Below are 17961 nucleotides of genomic sequence, written 5' to 3' on the forward strand. Positions count from 1 at the left end.
AGGCCAATCCTTTTCCGTGAAGTCAGATTCTTAAATCTGACTTCGTGAGGTTTCTCAAACCTTCCCGCCCAAAAGACGGCTATCACGACGCATGTACTATTCGTATTAATCCCACTAAATCCCGAAAACACTTTCTGGCAAGAATCGCTTTCTACAATCAGACGGAAGTCGTAAACGTTACTAATTCAGCCTGGTTGAGTTCGATAGCATTCAGTACATGAAAAAAATAGCCTTTATTGTTCAACGGTATGGATTGGAAGTTAATGGGGGAGCCGAATATTATTGCCGGATTCTGGCCGAACGGTTAGCTGGGACTTACGAAGTGGATGTACTGACCAGTTGCGCACTGGACTACATTACCTGGGCCAACTGGTATCCGCCCGAAACGACAACGATCAATGGAGTCCGGGTTCACCGATTTGCTACCGAATACGAACGACAGGAAAAAGCCTGTGCCCGAGCCGAGCATAAAATCAAGAAATGGTCACGGCCCGAAGAATGGGAAGGCTTTGGCCGGATTCGGATGTGGGGGCGGGCGCTGGTCGGTAAAACCGTTCGGCGGTATAGCTGGTTATGGGCCAAAGCACAGGGGCCTTACGCACCCGATTTGATCACCTATCTACAACGCAACCACCACCAATACGACGCACTGATCTTTATTACGTATCTGTATTATCCAACCATCGTCGGTCTCAATGTTGCTCCGCACAAGTCGATTTTCATTCCAACCGCCCACGACGAAACACCCATTTACATACCTATTTTCCGACCAGTATTTCATAAACCCCGTGCCATTTTATTCCTTACGGAAGGCGAAAAACGCTTTGTTCATCAGTTCTTTAAAAACGAAGCCATTTACAATGATGTGATCGGCGTCGGTATCGAAACTTTACAGATACCGCCAACCGAAACAGCCGCTACGATTCTAAAAACCGATATACCATACCTGATTTATATTGGGCGGATTGCCGAAGCCAAGGGGTGCGATATGTTGTTCGAGTATTTTATTCAGTACAAACAGGCTCACCCATCGTCATTGAAACTCGTGCTAGTCGGTCAGGCGTTTATGACCATTCCTGAGCATCCAGACATTATCACGGCCGGTTTTGTGGACGAAGACGTAAAAGTCGCCTTGCTGAAAGGAGCCAAAGCGCTGGTGATTCCCTCGCAATATGAAAGTCTCTCCATGGTGACGCTGGAAAGCTTTGCCTATGGCATACCCGTGATCGCCAATGAAAAATGCGAGATTCTGAAAGATCATATCGAACTCAGCCAGGGAGGTCTTTTATTTGCCGAATACGACCGTTTTGAACAAGCCGTTCAGGAGTTGTCTGCCAGTAACTCGGACAAAATGGGAGAAAAAGCGCAGGCATACATCGAACAAAATTACACCTGGGATAAAGTGCTAAGCCGTTTCGATAAGGCGGTGAATTATGTAACTCAATAGAACACAGATTAGTATGATGATTATGATTTACACAGATCATAATCATCATACTAATCTGTGTTCTATCACTTTACTGAACCAGCTCCTGCATCATATTCAGTCGTTTATACACGCTATCCTGGCTGTTGATGAGTTCGTAGTGATTACCCCGCTCAATGATTTTCCCCCCTTCCATAATCAGGATTTCGTCGGCCTCTTTAATAGTACTCAGTCGGTGGGCAATCACAAGCGTTGTGCGTCCTTCCATCAGGTTGTTTAGTGCCTCCTGCACCGATTTCTCGGATTCGATATCCAGTGCCGATGTCGCTTCATCCAGGATTAGTATCGAGGGCTTTTTGAATACAGCACGGGCAATGCTTAACCGTTGCCGCTGACCACCACTTAGCCGAAGGCCTCTGTCGCCAATAACGGTATTGTAGCCATCTTCGGTATCCATGATAAACGTATGAGCGTTGGCAATTTTGGCCGCTTCGATTACCTCATCCAGACTGGCATCCGGCCGGCCGAGGGCAATGTTGTTGAAAATCGTGTCGTGAAATAAAATAATCTCCTGTGTAACAAAGCTCATCTGCTGCCGCAACGACTCCATCGTATAATCCCGAACATCAACGCCATCAATTTTTACACTGCCCCTCGTTACTTCATAAAATCGGGGAATCAGGTCGGCAATGGTTGATTTCCCAACCCCTGAAGGCCCTACCAGCGCTATTTTCTGCCCCTTGGCAATTCGGAAATTGATGTTTTTCAACACGGGTTTGTCACCATACTGAAAACTTACATCATCAAAAACAATGTCTCGCCGGAAGCTTTTCAGTTCCTGCGCCGTTGGTTTATCCTGTATTTCGATGGGTTTGTCCAGCAGCTCAATGATGCGTTCGCCCGCAGCCTGCCCCTGTTGAATATTCGTCAGAGCAACCACAATCGCCTTGGCGGGACGAATTACCTGCGAGAAAATAGCGATGAACGCAATGAACGAACTAGCCTGTAAATTGCTCTGGCTGCTTAACACCAGACTACCGCCATACACCAGAATACAGGCCACCACAAACACTCCCGATGCCTCCGAAAACGCTGGAGCCAGTTCGCGACGTTTAAACCCCTCCAGACTCGCCTGCCGATAAAAATCATTCTCCTGACTAAAGCGTTTGAGTACGAAACCCGTTGCGTTGAACGACCGGATAATCCGCATACCGAGCAGGGTTTCGTCCATCAGCGTCAGCATCCGCCCCATCGAGGACTGCACATCCTGCGCTTCTTTTTTGAGTTTTTTGGTCACAGCCGCGATACCAACCGCCGAAATCGGTATAATCACCAGCGTAAACAGAGTGAGTTTTACTGAAATCGCAAACAACGCCACGAAATAGCCAATCAGCAGGTATGGCTCCTTAAATACCACTTCGATAGAACTTCCGGCTACACTTTCGATAGCGTAGACATCGCCGTTCAGCCGGGATAGGAGGTCACCTTTATGCTCTTTGGTAAAATAGCCCAGGTGCAACGAATTGATCTTTTCGAACAGAGCCTCCCGCAATCGTTTGACAAGCAGCGTTCGAGCGTTTAGCAAACAACGCTGGGCCAGAAACCGAAACAGATTGGTCAGCACAACTGACACCACGATCATTCCTGCCAGAAAATAGAGCGCGTGTATAGGATTGGTCGTTTTGAACTGATAAATGAAATGGTAGAACGTATCTTTAAAATACGCTGGCGACAGTTGAAACTCAGGAGCTGAAGCAAACCGGGCGGCATCGGCCGTGTTGATCGGATCGAACAGAAAATTTAGCAACGGAATGATCAGCGCAAACTGAAATACGTTGAAAAACACCCCGATAAGGGTGAACACAAAAAATGGGACAACAAATTTTCCATAAGGCCGGGCGTATGCCATCAGCCGCCTATAAATCTTCATTCAGTGCGGTTCTATTTGCGATTGAGTGCATAAACAAAGAAATCCACCTCGCCTATAAACGTTTTCCCCCGAAGGGGTCATATAAAAGCAGTATAAACTTATTGCTGCTTGCCTATGGTGTCGCTTTCGCTCAATCACTCAATCGCTAATTCACTCAATTAATTATACTAGTGATCGGTACACATTCATATATTTTCGGGCCGAATCCTCCCAGTTAAACTGGGCGCTGTATGCCTTCAGAGCTTCCTTCATCTCGTTACCTGCCCGTTTATACTGCTGCATACCCATCATAAAATCATGATGCATATTGTCGAAGTCCTGGAAGTAAAACGCCAGGTCTTTCCCAATTTCAGGCAGCGCTGTGTGTCTCGATAAAAATACAGGCTTCCCTACCGACATAGCTTCCGTCACGGGCAAGCCAAAACCTTCGGCCAGGGAAGGCATCACCACAGCCTGACAATTGTGGTAATACCACGATTTTTCTTCTTCCGTAATTTCATTGACCAGATGCATCCGATCATCAACCCGTAGCTCCGAGGCATGTTGCCGCAGGAAATGCGCATAATCCTTATCCTCATGGCGCCCAGCCAGAATCAACTCAAGGGAAGGATTTTTTTGCAGTAACGGCAGAATCTGGTGCTGATTTTTCTTTCGGGTAATTACTCCTACGTTGAATAAAAACGGGATTCTGGGCCGATACGAACGAGGCATCAATACGGGCTGATGCAATCGGTTAGTACCGTTATAAATCACATAAACCGGCTTATTTCTTGTATCACAATGGGCCAGTACGTCCTTTTTGGTAAACTCCGAAATGCAAACGATGGCATCGCTCCGGTCAATGTTCTGTTGCAACTGAGCCAGGCAACGCGCTTTTTTATGCTCCGGTTTGTCCTCATGCAGAAAATTAAGGTCATGAATCGTCAGTAACACCTTGATTTTTCTGTTGCGCTGGGGTAGATACTGCGAGCTTTGATAGGTACTATGCCAAATGTTGTACTGACTCACCGATGGCATCAGAAACTTTTGCAGCGAGTGCTGGGCAATGCAGGCTGTTGTTGGCTCAAATGTGGCCCGAAGGTGGTCTGGAATAAAAACGGCCAGCTCCTCACGACTCATTGTATCCCGCAAAGCCTTACCCAAATTCAGACAATAATAGTAAAGCCCCGTGTTGACATACTTCATCCGCTCACAATCAAAAACGACACGCATCATATGATAAACCCTCCTAACGTTGAGATACTGGTTGAACTATTTTATAACTGACAGCCTACTCTTGGCGTTATACGAACAATAAGCAGGTTTTGCGGCCTGTTCGAACAAACCCTAGCCTCTCTGATTGAGGCAATTCAGTAAGAAACTGCGAGAAAAGGTGTAGGTGGTGCAACGAAGGGTTTAGTATTAACGGTACGGGTTGAGCGGGGTAAATGTTGCATAAAACGCAAAAAAGCGATTGTGCGGCCCTATTTCAATCCTCTTTTTAGGCTTATGTCCCGAATTATTTTTGACTGCAATCTGATGAAATTCCCCCATTCTGGCCTGTATCACTATTGCCAGAATCTGGGCGAGCATATCAATAAATTACTGGTGGAAACCGATCAGCCACACATGAGGATGTATTTACCTCCTCGTAAAAAGCTGTCGCTTCATCCAAAGCCGTATCACCTGATTGAGCAGAAGTGGCATAAACTGATTCAGCCGTTTCTGCTCAAGTGTCGGGTGTGGCATGCGCCGTTTCAGTCGGGACGAATTTTGCCCGACAAAAAGCGATTTCCACACCTGAAAGTCGTGCTAACTATTCATGATTTGAATGTACTGCACGAAGGTAAACCCGAAGAGGTTCAACAAAAAAGTCTAGCTCATACTCAATCGTTGATCGACCAGAGCGACGCGATTATCTGTATATCGGAATTCACCAAAAACGATGTACTGACGAATTGCCAGGTTGGCGATAAACCTGTTCATGTTATCCATAACGGGGTCAGTAAACTACCCGATTCTATAGAAGCCGATGCTAGCCAGTACAAGCCCAACCGGGAATTTATGCTGGGCATAGGCTATCTGAATAAAAAGAAGAATTTCCATGTGCTGTTGCCTCTACTCCAGTCGAATCCAGATCTGGAGTTGATTGTCATCGGCTGTCACGACGACCCTGATTACGTAACTGCCATGTGGCAACAGGCACAGCAGCTAGGCGTTACTGACCGGCTGCATCTGCCGGGTATGGTGTCGGAAGCGGCTAAAATCTGGTATCTGCAACACTGCAAAGCCCTGGTACACCCCTCACTGGCCGAAGGCTTTGGCCTCACCGTAATCGAAGCCATGCAGTTCGGTAAGCCTGTTTTCCTATCGCCCCTTACATCTTTACCCGAAGTGGGGGGCGAGGCAGCCTTTTACTTCCCCAGCTTCGACGCCGAGGCCATGCAGGAAACCTTTCGGCAAGGACTAAAAGCGTCCACCTGTTCCAACCATCAGAAAGCCATCTTAAAAAATGCCGCCCGCTTCGGCTGGGAGAAAACTGCTCAGCAATACCTGTCCGTTTACCAATCCATTGCGGGCTAGTTTCCGCTCTCCTAGGCTCGTCCGCAGTTGCATTGCGGACGAGCCTGCTAATCCTGTATGCTGGGCGATTAGAAAAACCTACACGTTCTGCTTTATCTTACCTGTTGGTGCGCATCTGTCAAACGTTTCAATTGGATGAGATTTCTTTTCTGCACATTCTATTGCTGTCTACTGGTCACTGCTGGATTCTCCCAAGCCCAGAAACTACCCGTCTATCAAGCCAACGCCTTTACAGCCGACTGGCTTATTTCACCCGTTACGCAGAAAGCAGGCGTCTATCAGGCCAATAATGGGAAAGATCTGGTTCTATCGAACGGATTAATTACACGTCGGTTCCGAATCAGCCCCAATCTGGCTACTGTCGATTATAAAAATCTGACGACAGGTGAGCAGTTTGTCCGCTCAGTCCGGCCCGAAGCCCTATTGGTTCTTAACGGCAAAACGTATCGGGTTGGCGGGCTTTATGGCCAGAAAGAGCATGCGTATCTGCTCGAAGAATGGGTCGATCAATTTACGGCCAATCCAACTGATTTCCAGTTCAAATCCTTTACTGTAGCCCCCATAAAGGCTTACCTAAACTGGCAGCCACGGACCTGGACTATGAACCGACAGCAGCCAACGGGTCAGGAATTACAACTGGTTTTTACCGCTAATTCGCCTGAGTTGAACGGCCTCGACGTAACAGTCCACTATGCGCTCTACGACGGTATTCCCAGTCTCTGCAAATGGGTAACGCTCGACAATAAATCAAGGGTACCCATCCATATTAATCAGATCATCAGCGAAGTACTCGCAACTCCCGAAGAAGAGTCGGCTGTGGTGGGGAAGCCTGAGCAGATGAAAAAACCGCAGCGGATTTACATAGAAAACAACTTTGCGTTCAACAACGCCATGCGGTACGATCTGTCCGATCAGGCCACGCATTGGCATACTGATTCGCTCTATACATCGCAGGTCAACTATAACTACGAAACACCCTGTCTGCTGGAAGTGTACCCAACTGTCGGGGTGGGTATTGATCTGGCTCCCACGCAAACTTATACCTCCATTCGTACCCACGAATTACTGCTCGACTCCTACGACCGCGAACGTAACGGACTGGCTCGTCGACGGTTTTATCAGGCTGTTGCGCCCTGGACGACGCAGAATCCGATATTTATGCACCTGGTTAGTACCGAACCGGCCGTAGTCAAAAACGCAATCGATCAATGTTCCCAAACGGGATATGAACTGGTCATCCTGAGTTTTGGCAGTGGCCTCAATATGGAAGATACGAGCCAGACCAACATTCAGAAATTTAAAGCCCTGGCCGATTATGCACACAGCAAAGGCATTTTACTAGGCGGCTATTCGCTCTTCAGCAGCCGCCGAATCGACGACGAAACCGACGTGATCGATCCCAAAACCGGGCTACCCGATAAAGGGGCATTTTTCGGTCATGCACCCTGTCTGGCCAGTCAATGGGGCATTCGTTACCTGAACAGCCTGAAAAAATTCATTACCGAAACCGGATTCGATCTGCTCGAACACGATGGCCCCTATCCGGGCGATGTTTGTGCATCGACCAAACACCCTGGTCATAAAGGTCTGGACGATTCGCAATGGGTGCAGATGGAGATGCAAAAGGGATTTTACCGATTCCTGAACGAGCGGGGTGTTTATATCAACGCGCCTGACTGGTATTTCATGGATGGTACCAACAAAATTGCCCTGGGCTATCGGGAAGTCAATTTCTCCCTCTCACGTGACCAGCAAAAACTCCTGAACCGACAGAATATTTTCGACGGAACCTGGGAAAAAACAGCCACCATGAGCTGGGGGTTCGTGCCGCTTACCAAATACCAGGGTGGTGGGCCTGAAGCCGTTCTGGAACCACTTAGTGAACATCTGACCGACTACGAACAACTCATGATGCAATATTATGGCGCGGGGGTTCAGGCTTGCTATCGGGGACCTCGGCTGTACGATACCGAAACGACGAAGCAAACCGTAACACGCGTAATCGACTGGTATAAAAAGTACCGCCTGATTCTGAACGCCGATCTGATTCACCTGCGCCGACCCGATGGCCGCGACTGGGATGGCATCCTGCATGTGAATCCAACAGGCAAAGAAAAAGGGCTGGTCATGCTATACAATCCGCTAAAAACCAGAATGACGCGAACCATAAAACTTCCCTTATATTACACGGGTCTTCGTCAGACAGCCCGGATCAGACAAGGAGAGGGAAAGGCACAACCGTACACCTTAAATCGGCAGTATGAAGTTGAACTGGCCGTTACGATTGAACCCGAAAGTTATGGTTGGTGGGTCATTGAATAATAGAAAATCGCTCGCCGTCCTCGTCAGATTCGCTCAGGGATTCGTGATAAGCTGTGATTTGATAGAGCACGTCTACGGCTATGGCGAAGTTATCTTCCCCAACCAGCGCTTTGTAGGTATCGGTTAGCTTCTTCTGTTCTTTTTTAGCCGTTAGCAACAGCTTTTGCCCTTCTTTGGTTAGCCTGATTTTGGAACTACGGCCATCGCGTTGGCTTCGTTCGGTGGTAATTAGCCCTTCCGCTTCCATCTCTTTTACTGTCCGGCTCATCGCCTGTTTAGGCTGCATGGCACGTCGGGCAAGTTCCTGATTGGTAACACCCTCCAGACTGATATTCGTCAAAAACCGCATAAAGGAGGTTTTGAACGGTATATCGGTTTTCTCGTTCATGGCTCGCTGCATCCACAAATCAGACAGACGCTTCACTACAGCAATCAGCCGCCCCCAATTGCGGTCGTTATGCTGCATATGGTCGGCTAACTCCTTCTCTAATTTCTTTTTTTTCATCTTATCTGGTAAGTGTTCCTGGAACAAATATACGTTCAATATATATAGTCAACAATGATTACTAACTAGTCAACAATTATGACTAATTTTGCTTTTATCGATAGAACGCAGATTTTTATGATTACTATGATTAATTATGATCTCCTACTCAAAACACACTGATTATCAGGGCACCTGTTTTATATCGAAGCTGTTTTAAACTTTTACAAATTGAGCCCCAATAGATGCATTTTTGTCATACTGAGGAACGAAGCATCTTCGGTAGATGGAGTTATAGTAGCTACCAAAGATGCTTCGTTCCTCAGCATGACAACCCAATTTCTGGCCTGAGCAGTAAAGTTTAAGCTACTTCATCATAATAAATCATATCGATCATAAAAATCTGTGTTCCATCATTACTTCGAATCAATCAACCAACACAATGTCGTTTAAACATCTGAATCTGGCTGTACCCGATGTGGTACAAACCAAAACCTTTTTTGAAACCTATTTCGGCTTCCAATGCCAGGAAGTAAAAGGCGATAACGTCATCGCTATTCTGGAAGACCAGGACGGATTTATTCTATCAATTAGTAATTTCTCAAAAAACGAAATTCCGCAGTACCCTACTGATTTTCACGTAGGCTTTGTACAGGATACCCCCGAACAGGTTATGGCAATTTATCAAACCATGAAAGCAGATGGTGTTGCGGTAGGGAAAGAGCCACGCAACTATGGGGGCCGTGGTACCATGTCCTTTTATGTTGAAGCGCCCGGTAAGGTACTGGTCGAAGTGTTATGCATAACGGCCGACTGACCCAATCATGACCTTTTGCTCAATTGATAGTCAATTGCTTGGGCCACATATGTGATAATGAGTACATTGTATCGTAAACCGAACGCACATATTTATGCCTCAACTCGACCAGCTTTTAGCCGAAGTAGCCGCAGCCCGCACGCAATACATAACCGAAGTAGGTAAACTAACCGAAGAGCAGGCGCAATGGAGGCCCTCACCCGATGTATGGAATGCTGTGGATAACACCGAACATTTGTACTGGGCCGAGCATGGGGGTATCTGGGGCATGTGGCGGGCCTATCACGCCCAAAAAGCGGGAACACCCATCTGGGAAGGCGAATTGGTAAATAAGGGCTTAACTGCCGATGAGATTGTTGCCCGAACCTGGCGCGAAAAAGAGCAGGTTCCGGCCATTGCGGCTCCTCGTATGGGGGGTTCATTGGCGTTCTGGCTATCGGCGCTGGATAGCCTACAACAGCCACTAGCCGATCTGGCAAACGCACTGGCTGATGAAGATCTGGAAACCATTATTCATCCCCATGTGCTGTCTGGCCCACTAGACATTCGGCAGCGGTTCCAGTTCCTGCGCTTCCACATCGACCGCCACCGAAATCAGGTTATGGCGCTGGGGTTAGTTTAAACAACTACTCTAAAAACGAATCGGGCGAAGATACCAAACTATCTCCGCCCGACCGTCAATTGGAAACCAAAAACTGTCTTATTAAACCTCTTCTGTCTGCAATTGTTTTTCGTAGAGTTCGCGATAGGCACCATTTAGCGCCAGCAATTCCTCATGTGTACCTTGCTCGATGATTTCGCCATCGTCGAGCATGATGATGTGGTCGGCTAGTTTGGCCGATGAAACCCGGTGCGAAATCACGACCGATGTACGGTCGGCCATGATGCGCTGGAGATTATTCAGAATGATATTTTCGGTGTTCGTATCAACAGCCGACAGGCAATCGTCCAGAATCAGAATTTTGGGGTCGCGGGCGATGGCACGAGCAATACTCAGTCGCTGCTTTTGTCCACCCGAAAGGGTAACGCCCCGTTCGCCCACGCGGGTGTCGAACTGCTCAGGAAAATCGATTACGTTCTGGTAGAGATCAGCGTCGCGGAGGGCCTGTTCAACGCGCTCCTGTGGCAGATCGGGCTTGCCGAAGCGAACGTTATTGCTGATGGTCTCGGAAAACAGAAATACATCCTGCGGCACATAGCCCATCTGTCCGCGTAACGACGTCAGATTGTAGTCTTTGATCGGAATACCATCAACCCTGATCTCGCCAAACGTCACATCGTACATGCGGGTCAGCAGGTTTGCCAGCGTACTCTTACCCGATCCGGTTGTACCCAGAATAGCCACCGTTTCGCCCGCCCGAACGTGCATGGAGAAATCTTTAATGGCCGTAATGCCCGAATCAGGATAAACAAACCGGACATTTTTGAATTCTATTTCACCCTGTATCGTGTGCTCAACATTTTTCTGCGATACGATGTCGGTTTTGATCGTCAGGAATTCGTTGATGCGCTGTTGTGAAGCCGCTGCCCGTTGGGTCTGACTAGTTGTCCAGCCCAGCGCCATCACCGGCCAGGTCAGCATATTTACGTAGAGGATAAACTCGGTGATGTTGCCCGGTGTCAGTTGCCCTGCAATAATTTCCTGACCACCCACATAAATGACCAGCACGTTACTCAGCCCGACGAGGATGGCGACCATCGGAAAAAACAATGAATCGACGCGCGTCAGTCCCAGCGATTTTGCCCGATACTCATCACTTTCAATTTCAAATTTGGCGGCCGAATTGGCTTCCTGCACAAACGATTTCAACACCCGAATACCCGAAAACGCTTCCTGCACATAGGTAGACAACCGCGACAGGCTCTTCTGAATTTCCTCGGACCGTTGAATAATTATGTTATTAACCAGGTAAATCGCTATTGACAAAACCGGCAGAGGCAACAGCACATAGAGCGACAAGCGGGCGTTGATACTCACCATGTAGCTGATCACTAGTATAAATAGCACGATCAGGTTCAAACCGTACATGATACTTGGCCCTATGTACATCCGCACTTTACTCACATCTTCCGAAATACGGGCCATCAAATCGCCCGTGTTATGCTGGCGATAAAAACTAAGCGGCAAGGTCTGGTAGTGTTCGTAAATCTCATTTTTCAGATCATACTCCACATGCCGCGACATCACAATCAGCGTTTGCCGAACCAGAAACAGGAAGAAGCCTTTCATGAGGGCCATGACCAACGTCAGCACGCCAAACAGCAAAATGCTCGTCCCAAATATCTCGTACAGCCCCGATTGCAATGGGGAACCATCATAGAGATAATAGACATCCAGCGTTTCGCGGACCAGATCAAGCGCATACCGAACCAGTTGCGCCGGAAAAATGCCGAACAGATTGGAGACCGCCGTAAAAATCGTCCCCAGAATCAGGTACCACTTGTATTTAAGAAGGTATTTATTAAGATAGGAAAGAGCTTTCACAGAGACCAAACAGCATTTTTTTCGTAACGGCTCAGCCTTCGGAAAAGTTGCAAAGAGCAGGGTGCGTGGGGTAGGGAGCGAGGAGCATGGAGCAAGATGCCAGGAGAGTTATTATAGAACGCTTGCCACACATTACGCCCCTTGCTCCCCGCCCCAGGCACCGCGCTCCTTGCACCTTGCCTAAAAAAGTCGTACTTTTGCACCCATATTCAGTTCTTTAAAATATCGGTAGAATTTAAGATTTAGGCGGATGCTCAACAGGCGACTACTCCGAATAAAGGTCATGCAGGCGTTATACGCACTTCGGCAGGCCGAATTTTCCAATCAACAACTAGCCCTCGACGGCATCAACGAACTCTTCCAACCCGACCTAAACTCGATGCAACCGCAGAATAAGCGGCAACTCGAAGGCTACCGAAAACTGGCCAGTGCGCTTTTTGAAGAAGCCATTAAAACTGGTCAACCTGCCCAGGACGATGATGCTCCCCGACAAGTGTTGAAAGCCGCCAACGACGGTTTTGTCTTTTACCAAAGTCGGACCAAGAAAGATCGTCAGCATATGGCTCAACTGATGATCACGCAGGTCAATGGTATATACGACGATTATCTACGGGTCATGCTGCTATTACCCGAACTGGCCCGTGCAGCCCGTATTGATCGCGAACGCCCCTACCGTGACCCCGACGAGACCCCATTCCCGTTCGAGTCGGACTTTGCCGACAACACGGTTATACAGGCGTTGGCGAACCATCAACCCCTGAAAAATGAAGTTCTTCGACACAACATTTCCTGGGCCGACGATCAGCCGTTCGTTCGGAAAGCGCTGCGTGAAGCGCTGAAAACCGACGAAACCTACCGAGCCTATTGCAGCCAGCAGACGCACACAGCCGACGAAGATCAGGCTTTGGCACAATACGTGTTGCGAACGCTGATATTCAAGCACGATACGATCCGGGATCACCTGGCCGAGATTGACCTGAGCTGGACCGAGAACAGTGAAGTAGTCCGGGGGTTAGCTATCCGTACCTTAAAATCGGTGCAGAGCGCAACAGGCTTACAGCTCGAACCACTGACCGACGACTGGGAAGAAGATGAGTTTTTCCTGAATACACTGTTTCAGAAATCGCTGGAGAACGACGCTGAGTACGAGCAACTCCTGGCCGAACAGCTCCAGAACTGGGATATGGAACGGGTAGCGATGATCGACAAAATCATTCTGAAACTGGCGGTTTGCGAATTAATGAGTTTTCCAAACATTCCAGTCAAAGTTACGATTAATGAATATATTGAGCTGGCAAAGGCCTATAGTACGCCTAAAAGCGGTAAGTTTGTCAATGGGATTTTAGACAATTTATCCGAAAAATTGCAGGCATCCGGTCATTTGCGCAAAAGTGGACGAGGCTTATTGGACAATAAATAGTTTATGGTTATGCGTTTACGGTTTATGGTTTTCAGTTTCAATGGCAGACTGTATTGATATAGTAACCCATTGAGAGCCGAAAACCGAAATCGAAACCCGAAAACTCCACAGAAATGAATAGACTTGGTCGTGACTTAACGTTTTTAGTGACAGGCATAGCTGTCGGGTCACTATTTGGCTTATTGTATGCGCCCGATAAGGGCAAAATTACCCGCGATCGGCTCTCGTTCCGCCTGTCGAAATACAGAGAGCAGATCAATGCATTGCTTCAGGACTTAGGTGGCTCAATCGATCAGCCCGAAAACTCGTCGAAGAATGAGGGCCAGCGCGTCGTAAACGATGCCCGCGAAAAAGCGGAACGGCTGCTCGAAGATGTAGACCGACTGATGGCCCAGATTAAGCAACAGAACGCATAAGAAAAATCGATGAAGCGTTTTTCATTTATAGCATTCATCAATGGAAAACGCTTCATCGTAAACCATACAAAAATGCACCTCAGAAGTTGGCTATTGGTAGCCATTACGGTTGGCGTCGGGTTTGGGCAGATTAGCTGCGACAATCGAAAACAAGGGGAGGCTTCAAAAGAAGTGGCTTCCGAAAAAATGCCGAAAATTACATTTGCCGAGAAAGGTATTTATGACTTCGGTACGCTTACCGAGGGCGACACCGTCGATCATGTGTTTACATTCACCAATACCGGCGAATTCCCTCTGATTATCAACAATATTACGGCATCCTGTGGATGTACCACGCCCGAATGGCCCCGCCAGCCCGTGGCACCGGGCGAAAAGTCGTCGGTACGCGTTCGATTCAATAGTCGGGGCAAAATGGGGCAGCAAAACAAAACCATTACCATCTTTGCCAACACGGAGCCCGCAATGACCGATCTTCAATTTAAAGCGATGGTCAATCCAAAACCTGACTCCGCTAAAAAATCGTAACTAACCTAACAAGACCATGCTTTCAATTTTATTACAGGCTCCGGCCGGCTCCAACACATCCATGATTTATAATGTGTTGCTCTGGGTGGGTATTATTGGTATTTTCTACTTCTTCATGATTCGTCCGCAACAAAAGAAGCAGAAAGATCAAAAGTCATTTATCGACAACCTCAAAAAAGGCGACACGGTGGTCACTATTGGCGGGCTGCACGGCAAAGTTGTTTCGGTAGAAGCCGCCACCGTTACGCTCGAAGTCGATAAAGGTACCAAACTGACTTTCGAACGCACGTCCATCTCGCGGGAAGCCAGTGTTAAGCCAGATGACGAGAAGAAGTAATTTCGAATACAGTATATTGAGGGGCAGTACGTAAACGAGTGTAATAAATGAACGTGCTGCCCTCACTATAGTTATTGCATTGATCCTGTGAATACACACGCACCCGATACCAAATCATTTCAGCCAACGAAGTTGCTACTCTGCCTGTTAGCCGCAACGTTATTCTGGTTTTTGAGTGCGCTTAATAAGCCGGGCTACACGCTCAATGTTGACTATCCGATACGGTTTATATACAATGATTCGCTCTACATTCCAACGACCCCTTTGCCTAAAACGGTACGGGTCAATGTGTCGAGCGATGGCTGGGGTTTATTGCGGCATACGTGGTTACCATTCCGGGTTGAACCTGTAACCTATACAATAAAGGCACCACTTCAGGCAACGACCATCAATACGTCTTTGTTAACAGCCGCATTAGCCGAACACATTAAAAAGCTTCATATCAATTACGTTGTATCGGATAAGCTCGATGTACATTTCGATCGGCGAATGCGGAAAACCATTCCGTTAAAAGCCGATAGTTTGCACATCAATATGCTTCCTCCTTTCGTGGTAACCAGTGTGATCAACTTAACTCCCCGAAATATTGAGGTCGATGGCCCCGCCAGACTGGTACGTGGTTTGCCCGATACATTGTGGGTAAAGATTCCCCGGAAACGTATTTCCGATAACTACGACGATGAGATTCCGCTAAATCAACTTCGCCACCCGCTTCTTCACACGAGTGCCGACCGCGTGGCTGTTAGTTTCGAAGTTGGCGAACTGCTCTCTCCACAACTCAAACTTAATACTGAGCGAGTAAAAGAGCGATAGAGCGAATAGGGAACTTACCCAGCTTCACTCTATCGCTCTTTCACCCCGACTCTGCGCTCCGATTTACGCTTTATGAAATCACCTCTTCAGATCGGTGTCACAGGTGGAATAGGCTCTGGAAAAACCATTGTTTGTCAAGTGTTTCGGGCATTAGGTATTCCCGTATACGAAGCCGATGAACGTGCCAAATGGCTAACCGAACATGACCCAATCCTGAAAGCAGATATTAAACGCGTGCTTGGACCGGAAGCCTATGATGTGTCGGGGCGCTATAATCGGGCTTGGGTGGCTTCACAGGTGTTTGGAAATCCCGAACGATTAACGGCCCTCAACGCTGTAATTCACCCCCGTGTTTTTGCCGATACAGCTTCCTGGATAACCCAGCAAACCGGTAAGTCGTATGTCATTAAAGAAGCCGCCCTGATGAAAGCTGCTGGTGATAACAACTCACTCGACAAAGTGGTGGTGGTTCAGGCGCCGGTTTCGCTGCGCATCGAACGGATTCGGAAACGTGATCCGCACCGACCCGAAAGCGAAATTCAGAACATTATTGCCCGGCAAATTAGTGATGATGACCGGATGAAAATTGCGGACTACGTCCTCGAAAACGACGAAAGCCAGTTACTCCTTCCACAGATTATTCATCTTCACGAGGAATTTCTGCGGATTGCTGCTAACTAATGCCCTTTCGGCTGTAATTTGTGGGCTATCACTCATCAATAGCCCAATCGAATGAAACACCGTTTCCTCTTCTTCGCTGGCTGTGCCAGTAGTTTTCTGCTGGGTGCTTTTGTGGCCAGCGACGATCCTAAAAAACCAATTACCTCCGATGTTGTTGACGTGGCATCTCGCATTTTCGATCTGGAATTTACGTCGGCTGAACGTGATTCGATGCTCGATAATCTGAACAACGCCCGACTGAACTACGAAGCCCTTCGCAAGATCGATTTACCGAACAACATAGCTCCAGCGCTCTATTTCAACCCATTACCAGCCGGTTTTACGATGCCAACCGGACCTTCGTCGTTTAAGGCATCCACACAAGCAAGCGTCACACTTCCCAAAAACCGCGATGAACTAGCCTATTATACCGTGGGCCAACTGGGTCAGTTAATTCGCTCCAAACAAATCAGCTCGGTCGAGTTAACGCAGTTTTTTCTGAATCGACTCAAAGCCTACGACCCAAAACTGCACTGTGTCATTACAACTACCGACGACCTGGCAATGGCTCAGGCTAAACGTGCGGATGCTGAACTGAAAGCAGGGAAATACCGGGGGCCATTACACGGAATTCCTTATGGGGCCAAAGACCTGTTAGCCACCAAAGGCTATAAAACAACCTGGGGCGCAAATCCATATAAAGACCAGACAATTGACATGGACGCCACCGTTATCAAAAAGCTTGAAGAAGCTGGTGCCGTACTATGCGCCAAAATGACACTGGGTGCTTTAGCTATGGGCGACGTATGGTATGGTGGCATGACACGAAATCCCTGGAATCCGGCTACTGGCTCAAGCGGCTCATCGGCAGGTTCAGCTTCCAGTGTATCGGCCGGTTTATTACCGTTTGCCATTGGCACCGAAACATTAGGCTCAATCGTTTCACCTTCAACGATTTGTGGCACCACGGGCCTTCGCCCGACGTTTGGCCGAGTGAGTCGTCATGGCGCGATGGCGTTAAGCTGGAGCATGGATAAAATCGGGCCGATTACCCGTTCGGTAGAGGATTGCGCACTGGTTTTCAACGCGATTTATGGCCCCGATGGCGCCGACCCGACAGTTATGGCTGCGCCTTTCCGGTATGCTCCCTTAACCACGCTGAAAGGTATGCGGATTGGCTATGTAAAAAAGGCGTTTGAAAGCAACTATCCCAATCGCGCCAATGATTCGCTAACGCTGCAAACCCTGCGTGATCTGGGAGCAGAACTGGTTCCCTTCGACTTGCCCACGAGCGTACCTGCCAACCGGATTTCATTTTTGCTGGGCGTTGAAGCGGCCGCAGCTTTCGACGAATTAACCCGCTCAGGTCGGGACGATTTATTGACCCGGCAGACCAAAAATGCCTGGCCCAACTCGTTTCGTTCGTCACGCTTTGTACCCGCCGTTGAATACGTTCAGGCCAACCGGGCCCGTACCAAACTCATCAATGACATGGCAGCCCAGTTAAAAGCGGCCAAGCTGGATGTGTATGTGTCGCCAGCCTACGCTGGTGGAAACCTGACACTAACCAACCTAACGGGTCATCCCTGTGTGGTTCTTCCTAACGGATTTACCAAACAGAATCTGCCGACCAGCATTACGTTTATGGGCCAGCTTTTTGAAGAAGGCAAAGTACTGGCTGTTGCCAAAGCCTATCAGGACGCTACCCAGTGGCATAAAAAGCACCCCGTTCTCTAACAGAGAGCCCTCTGAAAAGCAAACCTT

At 48.2% G+C, this 17961-nt stretch carries 16 protein-coding genes; 12 read left to right on the plus strand and 4 right to left on the minus strand.

All coding sequences use genetic code 11. The features are described from left to right. Window positions 1-217: 217 nt before the first annotated feature. Window positions 218-1447 carry a glycosyltransferase family 4 protein gene (locus tag BGO59_RS02240; protein WP_293679791.1) on the plus strand — a complete coding sequence of 410 codons (1230 nt, stop codon included), beginning with the start codon at window positions 218-220 and terminating at the stop codon, window positions 1445-1447. A 70-nt stretch (window positions 1448-1517) separates the two neighbouring features. Here BGO59_RS02240 and BGO59_RS02245 read toward each other — a convergent pair whose 3' ends face one another. Continuing rightward, the gene (locus BGO59_RS02245) at window positions 1518-3356 is read right to left on the minus strand and encodes an ABC transporter ATP-binding protein (RefSeq protein WP_293679792.1); all 1839 of its coding nucleotides are present in this window, start codon (window positions 3354-3356) and stop codon (window positions 1518-1520) included. A gap of 162 nt (window positions 3357-3518) precedes the next feature. After that, on the minus strand, window positions 3519-4571 hold the full coding sequence (locus BGO59_RS02250; protein WP_293679794.1) for a glycosyltransferase family 1 protein: 1053 nt from the start codon (window positions 4569-4571) through the stop codon (window positions 3519-3521). A 273-nt stretch (window positions 4572-4844) separates the two neighbouring features. Between BGO59_RS02250 and BGO59_RS02255 the strand changes: the two genes are divergently transcribed. Together BGO59_RS02255 and BGO59_RS02260 are read left to right on the plus strand one after the other, a co-directional pair. Continuing rightward, on the plus strand, window positions 4845-5918 hold the full coding sequence (locus BGO59_RS02255) for a glycosyltransferase family 1 protein (protein ID WP_293679795.1): 1074 nt from the start codon (window positions 4845-4847) through the stop codon (window positions 5916-5918). 135 nt (window positions 5919-6053) lie between these two features. Next, on the plus strand, window positions 6054-8240 hold the full coding sequence (locus BGO59_RS02260) for an alpha-galactosidase (protein ID WP_293679796.1): 2187 nt from the start codon (window positions 6054-6056) through the stop codon (window positions 8238-8240). Here BGO59_RS02260 and BGO59_RS02265 read toward each other — a convergent pair. Beyond that, the gene (locus tag BGO59_RS02265) at window positions 8230-8745 is read right to left on the minus strand and encodes a MarR family transcriptional regulator (protein WP_293679798.1); all 516 of its coding nucleotides are present in this window, start codon (window positions 8743-8745) and stop codon (window positions 8230-8232) included. The two genes, BGO59_RS02260 and BGO59_RS02265, sit on opposite strands and share 11 nt — an antisense overlap. A gap of 421 nt (window positions 8746-9166) precedes the next feature. On the opposite strand from BGO59_RS02265, the gene BGO59_RS02270 reads away from it, so the two are divergent. After that, complete coding sequence (locus tag BGO59_RS02270; protein WP_293679800.1) at window positions 9167-9541, plus strand: VOC family protein; 375 nt, start codon at window positions 9167-9169, stop codon at window positions 9539-9541. A 94-nt stretch (window positions 9542-9635) separates the two neighbouring features. Continuing rightward, window positions 9636-10163 (plus strand): DinB family protein, encoded by a 528-nt coding sequence (locus BGO59_RS02275; RefSeq protein ID WP_293679802.1) that lies wholly within the window; start codon window positions 9636-9638, stop codon window positions 10161-10163. Window positions 10164-10244: 81 nt separating this feature from the next. Here BGO59_RS02275 and BGO59_RS02280 read toward each other — a convergent pair whose 3' ends face one another. After that, on the minus strand, window positions 10245-12026 hold the full coding sequence (locus tag BGO59_RS02280) for an ABC transporter ATP-binding protein (protein WP_293679803.1): 1782 nt from the start codon (window positions 12024-12026) through the stop codon (window positions 10245-10247). 283 nt (window positions 12027-12309) lie between these two features. Between BGO59_RS02280 and nusB the strand changes: the two genes are divergently transcribed. The 7 genes from nusB (at window position 12310) to BGO59_RS02315 (ending at window position 17934) form a co-directional block, all read left to right on the plus strand. Continuing rightward, window positions 12310-13446: a transcription antitermination factor NusB gene (gene nusB, locus BGO59_RS02285; RefSeq protein WP_293679806.1), complete on the plus strand. Its 1137-nt coding sequence runs from the start codon at window positions 12310-12312 to the stop codon at window positions 13444-13446. Window positions 13447-13559: 113 nt separating this feature from the next. After that, on the plus strand, window positions 13560-13862 hold the full coding sequence (locus tag BGO59_RS02290; protein WP_293679808.1) for a YtxH domain-containing protein: 303 nt from the start codon (window positions 13560-13562) through the stop codon (window positions 13860-13862). Window positions 13863-13934: 72 nt separating this feature from the next. Beyond that, window positions 13935-14387, plus strand: coding sequence for a DUF1573 domain-containing protein (locus BGO59_RS02295; protein WP_293679810.1), 453 nt, complete (start codon window positions 13935-13937; stop codon window positions 14385-14387). Window positions 14388-14403: 16 nt separating this feature from the next. Beyond that, window positions 14404-14724, plus strand: a complete 321-nt coding sequence (gene yajC / locus BGO59_RS02300) for a preprotein translocase subunit YajC (RefSeq protein ID WP_293679812.1) — start codon at window positions 14404-14406, stop codon at window positions 14722-14724. A gap of 87 nt (window positions 14725-14811) precedes the next feature. After that, window positions 14812-15537, plus strand: coding sequence for a hypothetical protein (locus BGO59_RS02305; protein ID WP_293679815.1), 726 nt, complete (start codon window positions 14812-14814; stop codon window positions 15535-15537). 72 nt (window positions 15538-15609) lie between these two features. Next, the gene (gene coaE / locus BGO59_RS02310) at window positions 15610-16218 is read left to right on the plus strand and encodes a dephospho-CoA kinase (RefSeq protein WP_293679816.1); all 609 of its coding nucleotides are present in this window, start codon (window positions 15610-15612) and stop codon (window positions 16216-16218) included. Between the two features lie 51 nt (window positions 16219-16269). Then, window positions 16270-17934 (plus strand): amidase, encoded by a 1665-nt coding sequence (locus tag BGO59_RS02315; protein ID WP_293679818.1) that lies wholly within the window; start codon window positions 16270-16272, stop codon window positions 17932-17934. The last annotated feature ends 27 nt before the right edge of the window (window positions 17935-17961 follow it).

The organism is Spirosoma sp. 48-14, assembly GCF_001898575.1.
Lineage (GTDB): Bacteria > Bacteroidota > Bacteroidia > Cytophagales > Spirosomataceae > Spirosoma.

What these genes read in the sequence shown, in the direction of transcription:
- BGO59_RS02245 (WP_293679792.1), bottom strand. Translation starts at nt 3,356, where the DNA reads ATGAAGATTTATAGGCGGCTGATGGCATACGCCCGGCCTTATGGAAAA.
- BGO59_RS02295 (WP_293679810.1), top strand. Translation starts at nt 13,935, where the DNA reads ATGCACCTCAGAAGTTGGCTATTGGTAGCCATTACGGTTGGCGTCGGG.
- yajC (WP_293679812.1), top strand. Translation starts at nt 14,404, where the DNA reads ATGCTTTCAATTTTATTACAGGCTCCGGCCGGCTCCAACACATCCATG.
- BGO59_RS02290 (WP_293679808.1), top strand. Translation starts at nt 13,560, where the DNA reads ATGAATAGACTTGGTCGTGACTTAACGTTTTTAGTGACAGGCATAGCT.
- BGO59_RS02255 (WP_293679795.1), top strand. Translation starts at nt 4,845, where the DNA reads ATGTCCCGAATTATTTTTGACTGCAATCTGATGAAATTCCCCCATTCT.
- BGO59_RS02265 (WP_293679798.1), bottom strand. Translation starts at nt 8,745, where the DNA reads ATGAAAAAAAAGAAATTAGAGAAGGAGTTAGCCGACCATATGCAGCAT.
- coaE (WP_293679816.1), top strand. Translation starts at nt 15,610, where the DNA reads ATGAAATCACCTCTTCAGATCGGTGTCACAGGTGGAATAGGCTCTGGA.
- BGO59_RS02275 (WP_293679802.1), top strand. Translation starts at nt 9,636, where the DNA reads ATGCCTCAACTCGACCAGCTTTTAGCCGAAGTAGCCGCAGCCCGCACG.
- BGO59_RS02260 (WP_293679796.1), top strand. Translation starts at nt 6,054, where the DNA reads ATGAGATTTCTTTTCTGCACATTCTATTGCTGTCTACTGGTCACTGCT.
- BGO59_RS02270 (WP_293679800.1), top strand. Translation starts at nt 9,167, where the DNA reads ATGTCGTTTAAACATCTGAATCTGGCTGTACCCGATGTGGTACAAACC.
- BGO59_RS02250 (WP_293679794.1), bottom strand. Translation starts at nt 4,571, where the DNA reads ATGATGCGTGTCGTTTTTGATTGTGAGCGGATGAAGTATGTCAACACG.
- nusB (WP_293679806.1), top strand. Translation starts at nt 12,310, where the DNA reads ATGCAGGCGTTATACGCACTTCGGCAGGCCGAATTTTCCAATCAACAA.
- BGO59_RS02315 (WP_293679818.1), top strand. Translation starts at nt 16,270, where the DNA reads ATGAAACACCGTTTCCTCTTCTTCGCTGGCTGTGCCAGTAGTTTTCTG.
- BGO59_RS02240 (WP_293679791.1), top strand. Translation starts at nt 218, where the DNA reads ATGAAAAAAATAGCCTTTATTGTTCAACGGTATGGATTGGAAGTTAAT.